The organism is Anaerovibrio sp. RM50, from assembly GCF_000622005.1.
Taxonomy (GTDB): Bacteria; Bacillota; Negativicutes; order Selenomonadales; family Selenomonadaceae; genus Anaerovibrio.
The window spans coordinates 1-16,849 of sequence record NZ_JHWV01000005.1 but is presented as its reverse complement, the minus strand read 5'-3'; the positions used below and the strand labels follow the sequence as shown (position 1 = coordinate 16,849).

General features: G+C 45.4%; 16 protein-coding genes. 13 read left to right on the top strand and 3 right to left on the bottom strand.

The features are described from left to right. Nucleotides 1-24 precede the first annotated feature (24 nt). The 6 genes from T525_RS0102110 (at nt 25) to T525_RS15425 (ending at nt 6,336) form a co-directional block, all read left to right on the top strand. Entirely contained in the window at nt 25-693 is a 669-nt protein-coding gene (locus T525_RS0102110; protein ID WP_027405824.1) for a YidC/Oxa1 family membrane protein insertase, read from the top strand. A 4-nt stretch (nt 694-697) separates the two neighbouring features. Then, the gene (gene jag / locus T525_RS0102105) at nt 698-1,369 is read left to right on the top strand and encodes an RNA-binding cell elongation regulator Jag/EloR (protein ID WP_027405823.1); all 672 of its coding nucleotides are present in this window, start codon (nt 698-700) and stop codon (nt 1,367-1,369) included. Between the two features lie 215 nt (nt 1,370-1,584). Next, nucleotides 1,585-3,003, top strand: a complete 1,419-nt coding sequence (mnmE, locus tag T525_RS0102100) for a tRNA uridine-5-carboxymethylaminomethyl(34) synthesis GTPase MnmE (protein WP_027405822.1) — start codon at nt 1,585-1,587, stop codon at nt 3,001-3,003. 45 nt (nt 3,004-3,048) lie between these two features. Beyond that, nucleotides 3,049-4,938, top strand: coding sequence for a tRNA uridine-5-carboxymethylaminomethyl(34) synthesis enzyme MnmG (mnmG, locus tag T525_RS0102095; protein WP_027405821.1), 1,890 nt, complete (start codon nt 3,049-3,051; stop codon nt 4,936-4,938). Further along, nucleotides 4,928-5,644 carry a 16S rRNA (guanine(527)-N(7))-methyltransferase RsmG gene (gene rsmG, locus T525_RS0102090; protein WP_027405820.1) on the top strand — a complete coding sequence of 239 codons (717 nt, stop codon included), beginning with the start codon at nt 4,928-4,930 and terminating at the stop codon, nt 5,642-5,644. Before mnmG ends, rsmG begins: the two co-directional genes overlap by 11 nt. Nucleotides 5,645-5,721: 77 nt before the next feature. Next, nucleotides 5,722-6,336 (top strand): hypothetical protein, encoded by a 615-nt coding sequence (locus tag T525_RS15425; RefSeq protein WP_051533343.1) that lies wholly within the window; start codon nt 5,722-5,724, stop codon nt 6,334-6,336. 225 nt (nt 6,337-6,561) lie between these two features. Here T525_RS15425 and pfkA read toward each other — a convergent pair whose 3' ends face one another. Further along, nucleotides 6,562-7,524 (bottom strand): 6-phosphofructokinase, encoded by a 963-nt coding sequence (pfkA, locus tag T525_RS0102080; protein ID WP_027405819.1) that lies wholly within the window; start codon nt 7,522-7,524, stop codon nt 6,562-6,564. 141 nt (nt 7,525-7,665) lie between these two features. Here pfkA and T525_RS0102075 point away from each other — a divergent pair, with 141 nt between their 5' ends. After that, nucleotides 7,666-8,838 (top strand): phosphoribosylaminoimidazolecarboxamide formyltransferase, encoded by a 1,173-nt coding sequence (locus tag T525_RS0102075; protein ID WP_027405818.1) that lies wholly within the window; start codon nt 7,666-7,668, stop codon nt 8,836-8,838. Nucleotides 8,839-9,001: 163 nt separating this feature from the next. Here the strand turns inward: T525_RS0102075 and T525_RS0102070 are convergent, their stop codons facing one another. Together T525_RS0102070 and T525_RS0102065 are read right to left on the bottom strand one after the other, a co-directional pair. Next, the gene (locus T525_RS0102070) at nt 9,002-11,377 is read right to left on the bottom strand and encodes a homocysteine S-methyltransferase family protein (protein ID WP_027405817.1); all 2,376 of its coding nucleotides are present in this window, start codon (nt 11,375-11,377) and stop codon (nt 9,002-9,004) included. Between the two features lie 273 nt (nt 11,378-11,650). Beyond that, nucleotides 11,651-12,319 carry a vitamin B12 dependent-methionine synthase activation domain-containing protein gene (locus T525_RS0102065; RefSeq protein WP_027405816.1) on the bottom strand — a complete coding sequence of 223 codons (669 nt, stop codon included), beginning with the start codon at nt 12,317-12,319 and terminating at the stop codon, nt 11,651-11,653. Nucleotides 12,320-12,504: 185 nt separating this feature from the next. On the opposite strand from T525_RS0102065, the gene T525_RS0102060 reads away from it, so the two are divergent. The 6 genes from T525_RS0102060 (at nt 12,505) to T525_RS0102035 (ending at nt 16,759) form a co-directional block, all read left to right on the top strand. Continuing rightward, complete coding sequence (locus T525_RS0102060) at nt 12,505-13,263, top strand: ParA family protein (protein ID WP_027405815.1); 759 nt, start codon at nt 12,505-12,507, stop codon at nt 13,261-13,263. Then, entirely contained in the window at nt 13,256-14,287 is a 1,032-nt protein-coding gene (locus T525_RS0102055) for a ParB/RepB/Spo0J family partition protein (RefSeq protein WP_051533342.1), read from the top strand. Before T525_RS0102060 ends, T525_RS0102055 begins: the two co-directional genes overlap by 8 nt. Nucleotides 14,288-14,315: 28 nt before the next feature. Then, the gene (locus T525_RS0102050; RefSeq protein WP_027405813.1) at nt 14,316-14,822 is read left to right on the top strand and encodes a DUF4446 family protein; all 507 of its coding nucleotides are present in this window, start codon (nt 14,316-14,318) and stop codon (nt 14,820-14,822) included. 103 nt (nt 14,823-14,925) lie between these two features. Then, the gene (locus T525_RS0102045; RefSeq protein ID WP_027405812.1) at nt 14,926-15,861 is read left to right on the top strand and encodes a M23 family metallopeptidase; all 936 of its coding nucleotides are present in this window, start codon (nt 14,926-14,928) and stop codon (nt 15,859-15,861) included. A gap of 25 nt (nt 15,862-15,886) precedes the next feature. Then, nucleotides 15,887-16,273, top strand: a complete 387-nt coding sequence (locus T525_RS13905) for a polymer-forming cytoskeletal protein (RefSeq protein WP_037324891.1) — start codon at nt 15,887-15,889, stop codon at nt 16,271-16,273. A gap of 84 nt (nt 16,274-16,357) precedes the next feature. Continuing rightward, nucleotides 16,358-16,759 (top strand): thioesterase family protein, encoded by a 402-nt coding sequence (locus tag T525_RS0102035; RefSeq protein ID WP_027405811.1) that lies wholly within the window; start codon nt 16,358-16,360, stop codon nt 16,757-16,759. The last annotated feature ends 90 nt before the right edge of the window (nt 16,760-16,849 follow it).

The window sequence follows — 16,849 nt, the reverse complement described above, 5'->3', positions numbered from 1 at the left end:
CTGTAGAAATTAGGATGTGTTAAATTGGATTTTTTAGCATCGGCATTTGAGCCTGTTGTAGAGCTGTTTCGTGTTATTATGGGCGGTTTCTACGGCATTACCGAAATGGCAGGATTTCCAAGCTATGGCGTTGCCATCATTCTCATGACTATCTGCGTTAAGCTTTGCCTTTATCCCTTAAATGCAAAGCAGATCAAGTCCATGAAGGCAATGCAGGAAATTCAGCCACAATTGAAGAAAATCCAGAAGGATTATAAGAACAACCCTCAGCTGATGCAGCAGAAAATGGGTGAGCTTTACCAGGAATCCGGCGTTAATCCGCTGGCCGGCTGTCTGCCGCTTCTGGTACAAATGCCAATTCTCATGGGTGTATATTATTCTCTTTATGGATTGGAATATTCCGGTGATCCAACTTTTCTGTGGCTGACCAGCTTATCTGATTCAGACCCTACATATATTCTGCCTCTTCTGTCAGCCCTGACCACTTATTTGGCCCAGAGACAGTCCATGTCAGTCAATGGCCAGGAAAATCAGCAGATGAAGATGATGATGTACATTATGCCAATCTTTATTGGTTATATTTCCATCAACTTCCCGGCAGGTCTCGTGCTGTACTGGGTAGTAATGAATATCTGCCAGATGGTTCAGCAGTGGTATATGTTCAGAAATGAGGATAAGAAGGAGGCTGCTTGATTTAATGTCTTTAGAAGTTGAGATGACTGGTAAAACAGTTGATGAAGCAAAGCAGGCTGCTTTAAAGGAGCTTGGTGTTGATTCTTCTTTGGTGGAGTTTGTGGAGGTTGTGGAGCCAACAAAGGGCTTCCTTGGTCTCCTGGGTGGCAAGCCCGCAAAGGTTAAGGCCGTAGTTCGTGAGCTTTCACCTATTGAGAAGGCAGAAAAATTCCTTGGTGATATCTTTAAGGCTATGAAGCTGGATATTGAGATTGAAAAGAAGGAATCTGAGGATGGCACGATTTTCAATCTTATTGGGGATAATCTCGGTATTCTGATTGGCAAGCATGGTCAGACCCTTGACTCATTGCAGTACCTTTCAAATCTGGCTGCCAACCGTGGTCTCACCGATAATAAGGTTCGCATTATTATCGATATTGAGAACTACAGAAGCCGCCGTGAGGATACCCTGCGCCGTCTGGCCATGAGATTGGCCGACAAGGTAAGAAGAACCGGGGAGCGCATTGTTCTGGAGCCTATGAATCGTCACGAAAGAAAGATCATTCACATGGCATTGCAGGATAATTACCGCGTATCTACCTATAGCTCTGGTGATGAGCCTTATCGTAAGGTTGTAATTGAACTGAAGCGTGGCGGCCGTCGCGATTATCATGAGCGCAAGGACAGAGAAGAATAATTTTTTCTTTGTAAATATTATCTATTGAGGCTGTCTCACCTTTGGGGCAGCCTTTTCTATATATTGTCCGATGCTAACTGGTGCTAAGACTCCTTCCTTGTAGGTGGGAGTTAAGCACCAGTAAAGCCCTGGGTAAAATTCAACTAAATTCAGGTGGAGTTTAAAACCCCATCTGAATAAGTTATCATTTTATGAAATATGAATTTGGAGGATTTATGCAGGAGAAAAATTTGATGGAGGAAACCATCAGTGCCATTGCCACAGCTCCGGGAGAGGGCGGTATTGGCATTATAAGAATCAGCGGCGAAAATGCCATTTCCATTGCCAACAGGATTTTCAGGCCCTTTGCTGCAAAGTCCCTGAATGAATACGGCTTCAGAACTGCGGTTTACGGTCATGTTCTTGATGAACAGGACAGAATTATAGATGAAGCCATTTGTATTGTGATGAATGCTCAAAATTCATATACCTGCGAGGACGTGGTGGAAATACAGTGCCACGGGGGCAGCGTTGTTATGCGGGAAATTTTGGCCCTTACATACCGCATGGGGGCCAGGGCCGCAGAGCCAGGGGAGTTTACAAAGCGGGCCTTCTTAAATGGAAGGCTGGATTTAAGCCAGGCCCAGGCCGTAATGGATGTTATAAATGCCAAGACAAAGGCTTCCCTTGAAATGGCCATGAGCCATCTTTCCGGGGGATTTTCCCATAAAATAAAGGGCTTCAGAAATGATATATTGGCCATTATAGCCCATCTGGAGGCCTCCATTGATTTTCCCGAGGATGATATTGAGGGAATGGATTTTGAGGACACCAGAGAAAGGATTTCCCTTCTTCAGGATAAGTTAAACAAAATGCTGGAGTCTGCCAATACGGGTATTATCCTTAGGGACGGTCTGAAAACTGCCATTATCGGCAAGCCAAATGCTGGAAAATCCAGTATTATGAACCTTCTTTTGGGCCAGGAGAGGGCCATTGTTACTGATGTTCCAGGCACTACCCGGGACAGCATTGAAGAATATGTTAATATTGGCGGCATTCCTTTGCGCCTTATTGATACTGCGGGCATCAGGGATACTGATGATATAGTGGAAAAAATCGGCGTGGAAAAGGCATATTCCTATGCCAATGACGCAGAGCTGGTGCTGGCTGTTTTTGACAGCAATGAGTCCATGACCTCCGAGGATGAGGAAATAATTCAGCTAATGGATAAATGTCCAGGAAATATCATTGTTATAATGAATAAAATGGACTTATCAGCTGATGTAAATTCTGATATTATTAGTGAGAAAATAAAGGGCTGCAAGGGCGGCAAAATTCGTGGAATCGTTCCAATGTCTGCCAAGAGCGGTGAAGGACAGGAACAACTGGAGCAGCTTCTTAAGGATATAGTTTATGGGGGCAATACCAAAATTATGGAAAGTCAGGCCCTGTGCGATGCCCGTCAGGGGGAAATCCTGCGCCAGAGTGCAAATCTTTTGGGTGATGCCCTGAATACCATTGATATTGGCATGAGCGAGGATTTTATTGTAATTGACCTTCGCAGTGCCTGGGAAAAGCTGGGGGAAATAACTGGCGAAACCATTGAAGACGACATTGTGGATCAGATATTCAGTAATTTCTGTATTGGAAAATAAATTGCCGGATGAGGTATTTTATAAATGGAAAATGCAACTGACAAGCTGTTTATAGCTGGAAAATATGATGTAATTGTAATTGGCGCCGGCCATGCGGGAGTGGAGGCAGCATTGGCTTCCGCCCGTATGGGATGCAATACTCTGCTGGCTACCCTTAGCATGGACAATATTGCCCTTATGCCGTGTAATCCATCAGTTGGTGGCCCGGCCAAGGGTCATTTGGTGCGGGAGCTGGATGCCCTTGGGGGACAGATGGGCATAAATGCCGATGAAACCTGTATTCAGTTCAGAATGCTGAACACCGGCAAGGGACCTGCTGTTCATGCTATCCGGGCCCAGGCGGACAAGAAGCATTATCAGTTCCGCATGAAGGAGGTCTGTGAAAATACAGAGAACCTTGATGTTAAGCAGCTGATGATTGACAAGCTCATTATTGAAGAAAATAAAATAAAGGGCATTATCACGGAAAATATGGAGCAGTATCTCTGTGATGCGGCTATTCTGGCCACTGGCACTTATTTAAAGGGCCAGATTATTATTGGCCTTCATACATATTCCGGGGGGCCAAGCGGCCAGCGCTCTGCGGAAAAGCTATCCCAGTCCCTTCTTGATGCGGGCATAAAGCTTATGCGTTTTAAGACGGGAACACCTGCCAGAGTTGATGCCAGAACTTTGGATTACGACAAAATGGAGATTCAGCCGGGCAATGATGAGGCCCGTAATTTCTCCTTTATGAGCGATATTACAACAAGGGAGCAGACCCCTTGCTGGCTTACATATACTAATGCCCAGACCCATAAGATTATTATGGACAATATTGACAGGGCACCTATGGCTAACGGCATTATAAAAGGCATTGGCCCAAGATATTGCCCTTCCATTGAAACAAAGCTTATCAGATTTCCGGACAAGGAAAGACATCAGCTGTTTCTGGAGCCTGAGGGACTTCATACCAATGAGGTATACGTTCAGGGTATGTCCACCTCCCTGCCAATGGATGTGCAGATTGATTTTCTCCACACCATTCCGGGACTGGAAAATGCCAAGGTTATGCGGGCAGGCTATGCCATTGAATACGACTGCCTTGATCCCCTGCAGCTGAAGCCAACTCTGGAGCTTAAGAAAATATCCGGCCTCTTTTCCGCAGGCCAGGCCAATGGTACCTCGGGCTATGAGGAGGCTGCGGCCCAGGGAATTATTGCGGGTATTAATGCGGCCTTGAAGGTCCAGGGGAAGGAGCCATTGATATTAAAGCGTTCTGATGCATATATTGGTGTGCTTATAGATGATCTGGTTACCAAGGGCACCAGCGAACCATACAGAATTATGACTTCAAGGGCTGAGTACCGCCTGATTCTCCGTCAGGACAATGCGGATCAGCGTCTCACACCATTAGGGCGCAAGGTGGGCCTTGTTAAGGATGACCGCTGGGAAAGATTTACAAAGAAGATGGCGGTTATTAATGATACAGTTGATTTTTTGAAGGAAAGAAAGCTGAATCCAAATCAGGAGACACTGAAAATATTGGCTGATAATGGAATTGAGGAAATACGCAATACCATCAGCCTTTACGATTTGCTGAAGCGCCCTGATATTAATTATGATAAATTGAAGGAAATTTTTGACCTGCCGGAAATCAATGAGGAAGCAAAGCAGCAGGTGGAGATTTCCATAACCTACGAGGGATACATTAAAAAGCAGCTGGAGCAGGTGGAGAAAATGAAGAAGCTGGAAGAAAAGCTTATTCCGGAATCCATCGACTATGACAATGTGGCCAATCTCCGTGACGAGGCCAGGGAAAAGCTGGCTGATATCAGGCCAATTTCCATTGGCCAGGCTGCCAGAATTTCCGGCGTATCCCCGGCGGATATTTCCGTGCTGATGATATATCTGGAGCAGCAAAAGAGGATAGAGGAGACAAAACATGAGCTTTAAGGAATACTTAAAGGATGCGGCAGATAAATACGGAATTTCCTTAAATGAGATTCAGATAGATCAGTTTGATAAATATTTCCGCCTCCTTATTGAGTGGAATGAGAAAATAAATCTTACAGCCATTACTGAGCCAAAGGAAGTTGCCATCAAGCACATGATTGATTCACTGACCTGCTGGGATGATGGAAGGTTCAAGGATGATATCAGTGTTATTGATGTGGGTACCGGGGCCGGATTTCCCGGTATTCCCCTGAAGATTTTTCAGCCCGGCATAAAGCTTACCTTACTTGACTCCCTCAATAAGAGAATTAATTTTCTTCAGACTGTGGTTGACGAGCTTGGTCTGGAGAATGTTCAGTGCATTCATGCACGGGCAGAGGAGGGTGCCCGCAACAAGAAGCTGCGTGAGACCTTTGATTTGGCTGTGTCCCGTGCTGTGGCCAGACTTCCTGTATTGGCAGAGTATTGTCTGCCCTTTGTAAAGAAAAATGGCACCTTTGCTGCCCTGAAGGGTATGAAATTTGCCGAAGAAGCTGAAGCTGCCAAGAAGGCTCTGTCTGTCCTTGGCGGTGGCCCTGCAGAATGTGTGGAAGTTAAGCTGCCGGATCTTGATGACAAGCGGGCTGTAATCTACATAAAGAAAGAAAAGAACACCCCAAAGGTTTATCCGCGGAAGGCTGGTACTCCTGATAAAAATCCTCTCTAAAACTGAAGGATTTTCTTAACTTTTATAGAAGTGTTACGTGATAGGTAAATTTTCAATTACACAGACAGGATGTGATTATGGTGAAGGAAAGTATCATACTGCTTTTTACTGTTTTATCCATATTATGCAGCTTTAGTATTGTAAGTGCCGAGGGTGGTGTTCAGCAGCCTCCCGAAAGATATAAGTCATCTTCCAATGATGATACAGAGTCCAAGGCACCAAGCAGATTTATCAAGTTTGCTGAGGATGAGAACTATGTCTACTATCTGGACAAGCAGGATTCAGGCTGGGTAAGAAGACCATATACCATGGACAAATACGTTATTGAGGCCTGGGTCAAGATGGTACCTTACGAATATGCTATACATGATATGTACAGTCCTGAGATAGATGACTCCAGATATTTCCTGGAGCATTATCTGGTGGACCCGCCAAACAAAAAGATTCAGTTCATGTGTGAAATAGAGGTGGAAGGCGGAAGACCACATAATAACGTTACCCAAAGAAAATATGACCATAAAAATTGGGAGCCTCTGATTCCTGAAAGCGTGGAGGATACGGTTTTCCATGCTGTGGTTGATAAATACGGCAAGACCAATGAGAACAATACCTGGAAGACCATTGATGAAATCATTGAAGGCCTCTTTACTGTAAGGGTAATGAAGGAAATCATTCAGATGGGCAAGATTTAACAGTATTTTATCCTTGCTTTCATGTTATATTCACAGAAATATGGGATTATCCACAAAAAAAGCGAACACATTTGTGAATATGTGAATAAACTTGTGGATAACATATAGAAAAGTCTATTGAGAGTAAACAAAAAATCCTGTGGAACGCTGATATTACAGTGTTCTACAGGATTTTTTTATTGAATGTGAAAATGTGATTAACTTGTGGATAATTGTTAGGTGTAACTAATTCAGCTGCTTGGCCAAACGGGTAAATTCCTCGCTCATTTTCTTTTTGTTGGTAATGGCATCGTGGAGATCAATGGCCACAACCTTGCCCTGATTAAAGCCAAATACCACATCGGACTGGCCGGCAATCAATGCCAGGGTTGCCCTTTCACCAAGTTGACTTGCCTTAACACGGTCCTGAACAGATGGGGAACCGCCACGCTGAATATGGCCAAGTACGGACACACGGACATCCATATTGGTCTTTTCTTCAATGTATTTGCCGATATCAAGGGAGCTGCCAACACCCTCAGCAACAACTATGAGGGAATAACGGCGGCCCTGTTCGTAGGACTTTATAATACCCGCACAAATATCATCAAGGTTATATTCTTCCTCCGGCACCAGAATAAATTCTGCACCGCCGGCAATACCAGCCAGCATGGCCAGCCAACCACAGTGACGGCCCATTACCTCAACCACTGCAATACGGTTATGGGAGGAGGCAGTGTCACGGAGCTTGTTGATGGCATCAATGATGGTGTTGGCTGCAGTATCGGAGCCAATGGTATAATCAGTGCCCCATACGTCATTGTCGATGGTACCAGGAAGTCCCACAATAGGCACACCTGTCTCAAGACTGAGCTGGGTAGCACCACGGAGACTGCCGTCACCGCCGATAATTACCAGACCCTCAATGCCGCGCTTCTTCATGTTTTCGTAGGCCAGCCTACGGCCTTCCTCTGTCATAAAGCGCTTGCAGCGGGCTGTACCCAGAATAGTGCCACCACGCTGAATAATATCACTTACGCTGCGGGAAGTCATTTCCTCCATTTCCTCATCCAGAAGTCCCCGATAGCCGTTGTAAATGCCCCAAACCTTTACCCCTTCAAAGAGAGCAGTACGTACAACTGCACGGAGAGCTGCATTCATACCAGGGCTGTCGCCGCCGCTGGTTAAAACGCCGATGCTTTTTAACATATATATACCCCCTGTAAGTTTTAGAATTGACAAAAAAACATACTGATGATACAGTAAATTCGTGGCTGTAATGATGGCGTATAAGTTACGCCTTTGAACTAATTATAGCGCAGTTGATAAATTAAATAAAGGAGTAAAAAGATGCAAGAATTAGAATTAAAGTATGGTTGTAATCCTAATCAGAAACCTGCCCGTGTATTTGTAAAGAATGGGGATATTCCTTTTACAGTATTAAATGGCAAGCCAGGCTATATTAATTTGCTGGATGCCATGAACAGCTGGCAGCTGGTTCAGGAACTGAAGCAGGCCACAGGCCTTCCTGCAGCAGCATCCTTTAAGCACGTTAGCCCGGCCGGTGCTGCAGTTGCTGCCCCATTACCAGAAATTCTTCAGAAGGTTTACTTCGTGGAGGGCATTGAGCTTTCTCCTATTGCCACTGCCTACATCAGGGCCAGAGGTGCAGACCGCATGTCATCCTACGGTGATTTTGTGGCTCTTTCCGATGAATGTGATGCCCAGACTGCTTCCTTCTTGGCAAGAGAGGTTTCCGACGGCATTATTGCACCATCCTATTCTGCAGAGGCTCTTGAAATCTTAAAGACCAAGCGCAAGGGAACTTATCTTGTGCTTCAGATGGATCCAAATTTCAAGCCTGCCGAGCTGGAGCAGAAGGAAGTATTTGGCATTACCTTCGAGCAGAAGCGCAACGATGTGGAAATCACAGATGATTGCCTGAAGGAAATCCCAACCAAGTCCAAGAGCTTCACTGATGCAGCAAAGCGCGATCTTCTTATTGCATTGATTACTCTTAAATACACCCAGTCCAATTCCGTATGCTATGCCAAGGATGGGCAGGCCATTGGTATTGGAGCTGGCCAGCAGTCCCGTGTACATTGTACACGTCTGGCAGGCAACAAGGCTGATGTTTGGCATCTCCGCCAGCATCCAAAGGTTTTGGCACTGCCATTTAAGGATGAGGTTCGCCGTCCTGACCGTGATAATGCTATTGATGTGTATATCGGTGAGGAGTGGGAGGACCTGCTGGAGACCGATGACTGGAAGCGTGTATTCACCGAAAAGCCTGAGCCTCTTACAAGAGAGGAAAAGAAAGCTTACTTAAAGACCATCAGCGGTGTGGCACTTGGTTCCGATGCCTTTTTCCCATTTGGGGATAATGTGGAGCGTGCCCATAAGAGCGGCGTTGAGTTTATTGCACAGGCCGGCGGCTCCATCCGTGATGATAATGTAATTGAGACTGCGGATAAATATGGAATTACCATGGCCTTCACCCACATCCGTCTGTTCCACCACTAAGAATAAAGAATTAAGTATACTGTATATAAAATACCCTGCTCAGATTTTTGAGCAGGGTATTTCATTTGGAGATTGTTTCACGTGAAACAATTTACATAAAATTTTATACGGGTCATGTCATGGGATAGGGGGAAGTCCTTATCCCATGCCACCCGATACCTTATTATTTAGAAATTATATCATTGGCAATGTTTAACGCTATTACTGCGTCCTGGGCGTAGTAGTCTGCACCGGCTTCATCTGCATAATCTTGGGTCAGGGCCGCACCACCAACTATGACCTTGGAGGTATTTCCGCTTTCCTTTAACTGGCGGATTACCTCATCGATTTCTGTCATGGTGGTAGTCATCAATGCACACAGTCCCACAATATCCGCATCATTTTTTATGGCAGTGGCCACAATTTCCTCTGCCGGCACGTCCTTGCCAAGGTCAATAAGGTTAAAACCACTGTTTTCCAGCAGTGCCCCCACGATATTCTTGCCCAAGTCATGGACATCACCCTTAACGGTGGCCAGTACCACTGTGCCCTTTCCCTCACCCTCTTTGGCAGGATATTTTGCCTTAAGGATATTAAAGGCGCTGCGCATGGCTTCAGCAGAGAGAAGCACCTGTGGCAGGAATACACGTCCCGCACCAAAATCAACGCCAATATCGTTCATGGCTGCAGTAAGGGCTTTTTCAGTAAGCTCATTTGGATCTATATTGTCTGCCAATGCTCTTTCAATAAGCTCCGGCATAGCATCTGCGTTACCGTCAATTACAGCCTGTTTTACTGCTTCCAAAGGAGTAAGATCAACTTCCTTGGCCACAGCAGCTTTCTTTGGCACGGAAAGGTTCTTTTCGTTGGTGCTGAAATCCTTGCCATTAGGGTCCTTGCCCAAAAGAGCCATACTGGCCATAAGGGCATTTTGCATCTGCTCGTCATAAGGATTCATAATAGGAGCATCAAGCCCTGCGGCAAGACACATGGCAAAGAAGGTGCTGTTTATTAGTGGTCTGTTTGGTAAACCAAAGGAAATATTGCTGAGACCCATGGTGGATGGATAGCCATATTTTTCCCTGTAAAATCTGAGGGTATCTAATACATGGCCGCAGGCATACTGGTCAGCAGCCACAGTCATTACGAGACCGTCCAGAAGAAAATCCCCGTCCTTAAGACCAGCTTTTTTTGCTTCATTAATAATAATGTCCATAACCTTGATGCGTTCCTCAGCAGTCTGGGGAATGCCATCATCAGTTAATGGGAGACAAAGAATAGCTGCACCATATTTTATAGCCAATGGAATAAAGGTGCGAAGTCTTTCTTTTTCTGCACTTACAGAGTTAATCAATGCTCTGCCGGGATAAGCCCTGAGACCAGCCTCCAGAACCTCCGGGTCACTGGTATCAATTACCAGTGGAGCGTCTGTGAGCTGGGATATTTCAGTAATGGCCTTTTTCATAGCCTTGGCCTGGTCAATTCCACCAACGCCCATATTAACGTCAAGGAGCTTGGCTCCGGCCTTCACCTGATCCATGGCCTCTTTTTTTACTGAAAGGAATGAACCGTCCTTTATTTCTGCCGCCAGTTTTTTGCGGCCTGTAGGATTAATGCGTTCACCGATTAAAACTGTTGGAAGTTCTTTATCAACCACCACGGTTTTACTGCGGCTGGCCAGCATAAGTCTGCGGCGGAGTGGCTTAAATTTTGGTTCCTCCACGTCCTTTAAAGCCTCTTTTATTGCTCCGATATGGGCAGGGGAGGTACCACAGCAGCCACCAACGTATGTTGCTCCTGCCTGTACCAGCTTTGGAGCCCATTTTCCAAAATCTTCAGGCCCCATTGGGAAGGTAGTCTTGCCGTTTACCAGCTGTGGCAGACCTGCATTTGGCTGGACGCTGATAGGCTTTTCTGTATTCTCGGAGAGAATCTTTACGATTGGCACCAGCTGTTCAGGACCAAGAGAACAGTTAATACCAATAATATCTGCACCCATGGCATCCAGGGTTATGGCCGCTGTCTGGGGATCTGTACCAGTAACTGTTCTGCCATCCTCGCTGTAGGAAAGCTGACAAATAACAGGAAGGTTGGTTACCTCCTTGGCAGCCAGCAGAGCAGCCCTCATTTCCTGAAGATCAATGGAAGTCTCAATAAGGATGTAATCAGCTCCACCCTCGGCCAAGGCAGCAGCCTGCACCTTGTAATTTTCGAAGGCATCCTCAAAATCAAGATCTCCCAATGGCTTTATGAATTTGCCTGTTGGCCCCATGCTTCCGGCGATTTTTGCCTTATCCCCGGCAGCAACCCTTGCAGCCTTTACTGCGGCGATATTAATCTCTCTGGCTCTGTCGCTGAGATTATAATGGGCCAGCTTCAGAGGGGAAGCACCAAAAGTATTTGTTTCCACAATAGTGGATCCCGCATCAATATATTGCTGATGTACGGCGGTAATTTCCTCAGGCTTGTCTATATTAAGAAGCTCCGGGCAGTAGCCTGGGGGAAGAAGCCCCTTCTGCTGTAAAATAGTACCCATGGCACCGTCAAATATATGAATCATTTAATCAGTCCTTGAGATTTTTTAGTAAGATAGTGAAAAGACCAGAGGGTAATTCTTCGCCTGGAAGCCCAGAGTTGCTTGCCGAAGGCGAGCCATGGGCACGACATTTCTTGATGGCTGGATGTTAGCACGGTCCTACCGCCAAGTAGTATGTCGAATATATTGTGCATGGCGATTGCAACGTCGGGCTGAAGCCGAAGGGTTGCCCTCTGGTTGTTTACTCTTTAAACTTTCATAATGAAAGTATACATTTTGCAGGCCTTGCACGCAAGTTTATTTCCTAGCAAGGCAGTGGGTTTTATCACAGGCCTCACAGTTATGTTTTTCTGCCTCATTTGTGCAACTTTCTTCTATTATATATAGGCCTATAATTGCAGTGATGGATTTACGTGGTTCCAGCATAAGGGATTCAGTGAGATGGACACCTATTGTTTCAGCCTTGGAGGTGCGGATCATTTCTGGCTGCTGTTCAATAGGCCAATCTCCATAACCGGGGCTGAATCGCCATTTCATTTTATACCCCTGACGGGAAATCTTTTCAAAGATAGCCTTTTCCATCAAATCTGCGTTTTGCTCTACAGCCGAAGTTGCAGCAGCATCAAGAATCAGGGAAAGTGCATATTTTCCTTCCTTAAATAAAGAGGTAATTTTATCTTCTATTTCCTGTCCCACAGTGGCGGCCAGCAGCACTACCTTGTCACAGCCCATGAGATGTTTCTTGATGGATTCCCCTTCAATATGAAATGGGGGAGTGGAAGCGATGGTCTGGGTCTTGTCATCATAATCATATATTTCCCAATTTCCCGTGGGATGAATAATCAGCCTTGCCAGATCACAGGCTTCATCAATAAGCTTCTCATCAAAATCGGATTTTCTGAGACCGGCATAGCGTTTCGTTTCTGACTTATCTATTTCAAAAAATGGCGAGTTGAATATTGCCATATTATCACCTCATCATTCAGAATGTTTCACGTGAAACATTTTGGAAGTCTCATTTTATTTTGCCATGAAGAAAAATAAAAAACAATTATTTTTCATATCGAAAAAAATATCCATTAATGGTACAATATATAAGTACGAAAAACGAGAATAATTTTTTTACATTGTATAATAAGGTCGGTGAGCAAATGGGCAAGGTAATTGCAGTTGCAAATCAGAAGGGCGGCGTAGGAAAGACTACAACCTCAGTCAGCCTCAGTGCAGCTTTGGCAGAAAAAGGAAAGAAAGTATTACTGGTAGATTGCGATCCCCAGGGAAACGCAACAAGTGGCTTTGGTATAAGCAAGCAATATTTGGAGTCCAGTATCTATGATGTTATCATTAATGACTGGAATATTTCCGATATTATATTGCCCACCGAATACAAGATAGATATTGTTCCTTCCCAGATTGGCCTGGCCGGGGCTGAAATTGAGATTGCTTCACTGGAAAACAGGGAGTACAGACTGCAAAGGGCCATTAACACAGTGAAGGATAATTATGACTATATTATCATCGACTGTCCTCCATCCCTTGGATTTCTTACACTGAATTCTTTGGCGGCAGCTGATTCTGTACTGATTCCTTTGCAGTGTGAGTTCTACGCTCTGGAGGGATTGTCCCAGCTCCTTAATACCGTTGAGATGATTAAGTCAAACATAAATGTAAATCTTTACATTGAGGGTGTTGTCCTCACCATGTATGATTCCCGTACCAACCTCTCCCAGCAGGTGGAGGAAGAGGTACGCAATCACATCGGGGAAAAGGTTTACAATACTACTATTCCACGGAACGTAAGGCTTAGTGAGGCACCTTCCTATGGCTGCCCAATTTTTGCATATGACCCTTCATCCAAGGGGGCACAGGCATATATGGACCTTGCGCAGGAGGTAATTAATAATGGCTAAGAAAAAAGGCGGCCTTGGCCGCGGTCTTGGAGCCTTGGGCCTTGGCAGTTCTACTGTTACTCAGTCTGTAAATACGCCTGAAGAAAAAAAGGTACAGCCAAAGGCTGCAAAGACAAATGAAATTGATAAAGGGGCACAGGCTCCAGTGGGTTCACCACAGGAAATAGATATAAGCAAAATAAAGGTTAATCCAAATCAGCCACGTACTGAATTTGACCAGGATGCACTGAATGCACTTCAGGATTCCATTAAGGAATATGGTGTTATCCAGCCTATAATTGTGAGAAAAACAGCCAAGGGCTACGAGCTTATTGCCGGTGAAAGACGTCTTCGGGCCTCCAAGCTGGCGGGAAAGAAAACAATTCCTGCCATTATCAAGGAATATAACGATGCCCAGATGACGGAGATTGCCCTTATTGAAAACATTCAGCGTGAAAACCTGAATCCAGTTGAAGAAGCTCATGCCTATCAGCATCTTCTCTCTGATTACGGTCTTACCCAGGATATGCTTTCCAAGAAGGTGGGCCGCAGCCGTTCCCATATTGCCAATTTCCTCCGCCTTTTGAAGCTGTCTGATAAGATTCAGACATTGCTGGTGGATGGCAAGATTTCCATGGGCCAGGCAAAGCCGCTTTTGGCTCTTGAGGACCTGAATTTGCAAGAAAAGGCCGCAACCTTTATAATAGACAATGACTTGTCTGTTAGAAAGGCAGAGGCTCTGGTTAAACAGCTTTTGAAGCATCCTGATTATTTTGACGAGAAGCCGGTGGACACAAAGGGAGAAGACACTGATCCCGCCCGCCTGTTTATTTTGGATGCCGAGGACAAGCTGAAAATGATTTTTGGCACATCAGTTCGCATTAAGGACAGCGGCAAGAAGAAAAAGCTGGAAATCGATTTTGCCTCCCAGGAGGATCTGGAACGTATCCTTGAACTCTTGACGGAAAAGGCAAAGGTTCAGGATACGGCTGAAAAGCTGAAAAAACTCAGAGAATATTCCACCACGGGCAAATTCAACGTATAATATGAAAAAATGAGGAGTTTTTTATAAGATGGATAATACCGAAATTATGAAATTTGTGGTCAACAATCTCAGCTACATGGTGGCCGGGCTTGGGGTTCTGATGATTATCATGTATCTCATGATGATTAATGTTATGTACAATCTTAATTATATGAAGAAGCGCTACAAGAAGATGATGACCGGCGTGGACGGAACCAACCTTGAACGTCTCATTATCGGCTGTGTGGACGATGCCAAGGCTGTGTCCGAGGAAAACCAGCAGATAAAGAAGGATATTGAGGATATCCGTGCACTGCTTCAGAAGGCCATTACCAAGGTGGCTGTGGTACGCTTCAGAGCCTTTGAGGATATGGGCAGTGACCTTAGCTATGCAGTGGCCATGCTGGATTCCGATGACAATGGTGTTGTTTTGTCCAGCATCTTTGCCCGTGAGGATTCCCGTAGCTATGTAAAACCAATTATCGCCGGAAAATCCAACTATCAGATGACAGATGAGGAAGAAGAAGCCCTGAAACAGGCTATGGCCCAGCGCTAAAAAATTAATCATTTTTACCCTTGGAAAAACACCAGACTCTATGGTATAATACTCAAGCTATAGAGTCTTTTTTTGTGTGTAGAAATTGTTTGGAGGATTTTCATTGGATAAGAAAGGAAACAGTGTGGATAATCGCGAATATACCATCAAGGTTATTCCTCATCAGGGGTCTGATGTGCATAGCGTTCATTTGCCAATGCAGTGGATTAAATATGCCCTGTTCTCTGCTTTGACAGTTGTGGTGCTGATGGTGGGTGCCTTCAGTTACTCCGTATACAGCAGCTACTCCCTGAGAAATGAAGCCTCACAGATCGAAAAGCTCAAGGAAGCAAATACTCTGCAGCAGGAGCAGCTTCTGGAGCTGTCCAAGAAGGCCACCAACCTTCAGGATGAAATCGAGCAGTTAGGCCAGATAGAGAAAGAAATTCGCCAGCTTTCCGGTGTTGCCGGGGATGAATTGGGCGATGAAAACAGCAATAATAGTGATGGCAGCCACAACGGCCAGGGCGGCCCATACAAGCAGCTTGACGTGAATGATGTAAGCAATGCCCTTAACGATGTGGAAAAGCGTATTGCAAAGCGCAAGGCCAGCCTTACCATGCTGAGAGATATTTTAAACGAGCAGCATCGTCAGATTCAGCAGATGGAGAGCATTAATGCTTCCACTCCGTCCATCTGGCCATCAACCGGTGATATCAGTTCCCCATTTGGTATGAGATGGGGTGGCAGTGATTTCCATCCTGGTATCGATATTGCTGATGATTATGGTACTCCTATTGTGGCCACAGCTGATGGCATTGTTACCACTGCTGGCTGGAATTCCGGCGGCTATGGCAACATGGTGGACATTGATCATGGCAACGGGTATATGACGAGATATGGCCATGCACAGCAGGTTGTAGTAAGTGCAGGTGACCACGTTAAGCGTGGGCAGGTTATTGCCTATATGGGCAGCACCGGCTTCAGCACGGGTCCTCACGTTCATTATGAGATCAGAGTTAACGGCCAGCTGGTAAATCCATCGGGCTATATTAGATAATGATTGTTAGGTAAGGAGACAGACTATGTTTGGTAGCTTAAAGAATCAGTTTGACAATTCAAAGGGAAACGATATTGAGACCATTATCGGTATCAATACCATCATCAAGGGTGAAATCAACGGCAGCAGCAATCTCCGTATTGATGGCACTGTTGAAGGCTCTGTGACTGTTTCCGGCAACATTATCATTGGCGAGAATGGCCTTGTAAAGGGTGACATTGTGGCACCGGAGCTGATGGTTTCCGGCCAGGTTGAGGGTAATGCAACCATTGAAAATGGTTTGTCCATCTCTTCCACCGGCAAGCTCATTGGTGACGTGAAGGTTGGCAGCCTCAAGATTGAGGACGGCGGTATATTCAAGGGCCGCAGTGAGATGACCTTCAAGCCATCCGATCCGGTTTTTGCTGATTAATATAGTATTTAGGCTGTGATGAAATGATTTTATTTCGTCACAGCTTTTCTTTTTTTAAATTACAAGCAAGAGAGGTGTTTTGTAATGGATTTTACAAGGGAAGAAATTAAGGTGGGACTAAGAAATGTGGTGACAGAAGAGGTTTCAGCTAAAAATACCGCCAAAACCATGGGCAGCGGCAGTCTGGAGGTATATGCCACCCCCGCCATGACCTGTCTTATGGAAAAGGCAGCAACAGAGGCCCTGGAACCATTGTTGGCAGATGGCTGGACCACCGTTGGCATATCCCTTGATGTTCAGCACAAGGCTGCAACTCCTATTGGGCTGAGTGTAAGGGCAGAAGCGGAGGTAACTGCCGTGGATGGCAGAAAGATAACCTTTTCCGTGAAGGCCTTTGATGACAAGGAAGAAATAGGTTCGGGCACCCATGAGCGCTTCGCTGTAATGAAGGAAAAATTCATGGGCAAGGCTTCGGGGAAGTTATAACGAGCTTTAAGATGTCCTCCACCTCTTTAGGTGGGGGAAAACAAACTACAACAGCTGGCGAGCATATCTCCCAGCTCGTTGCGACACGAA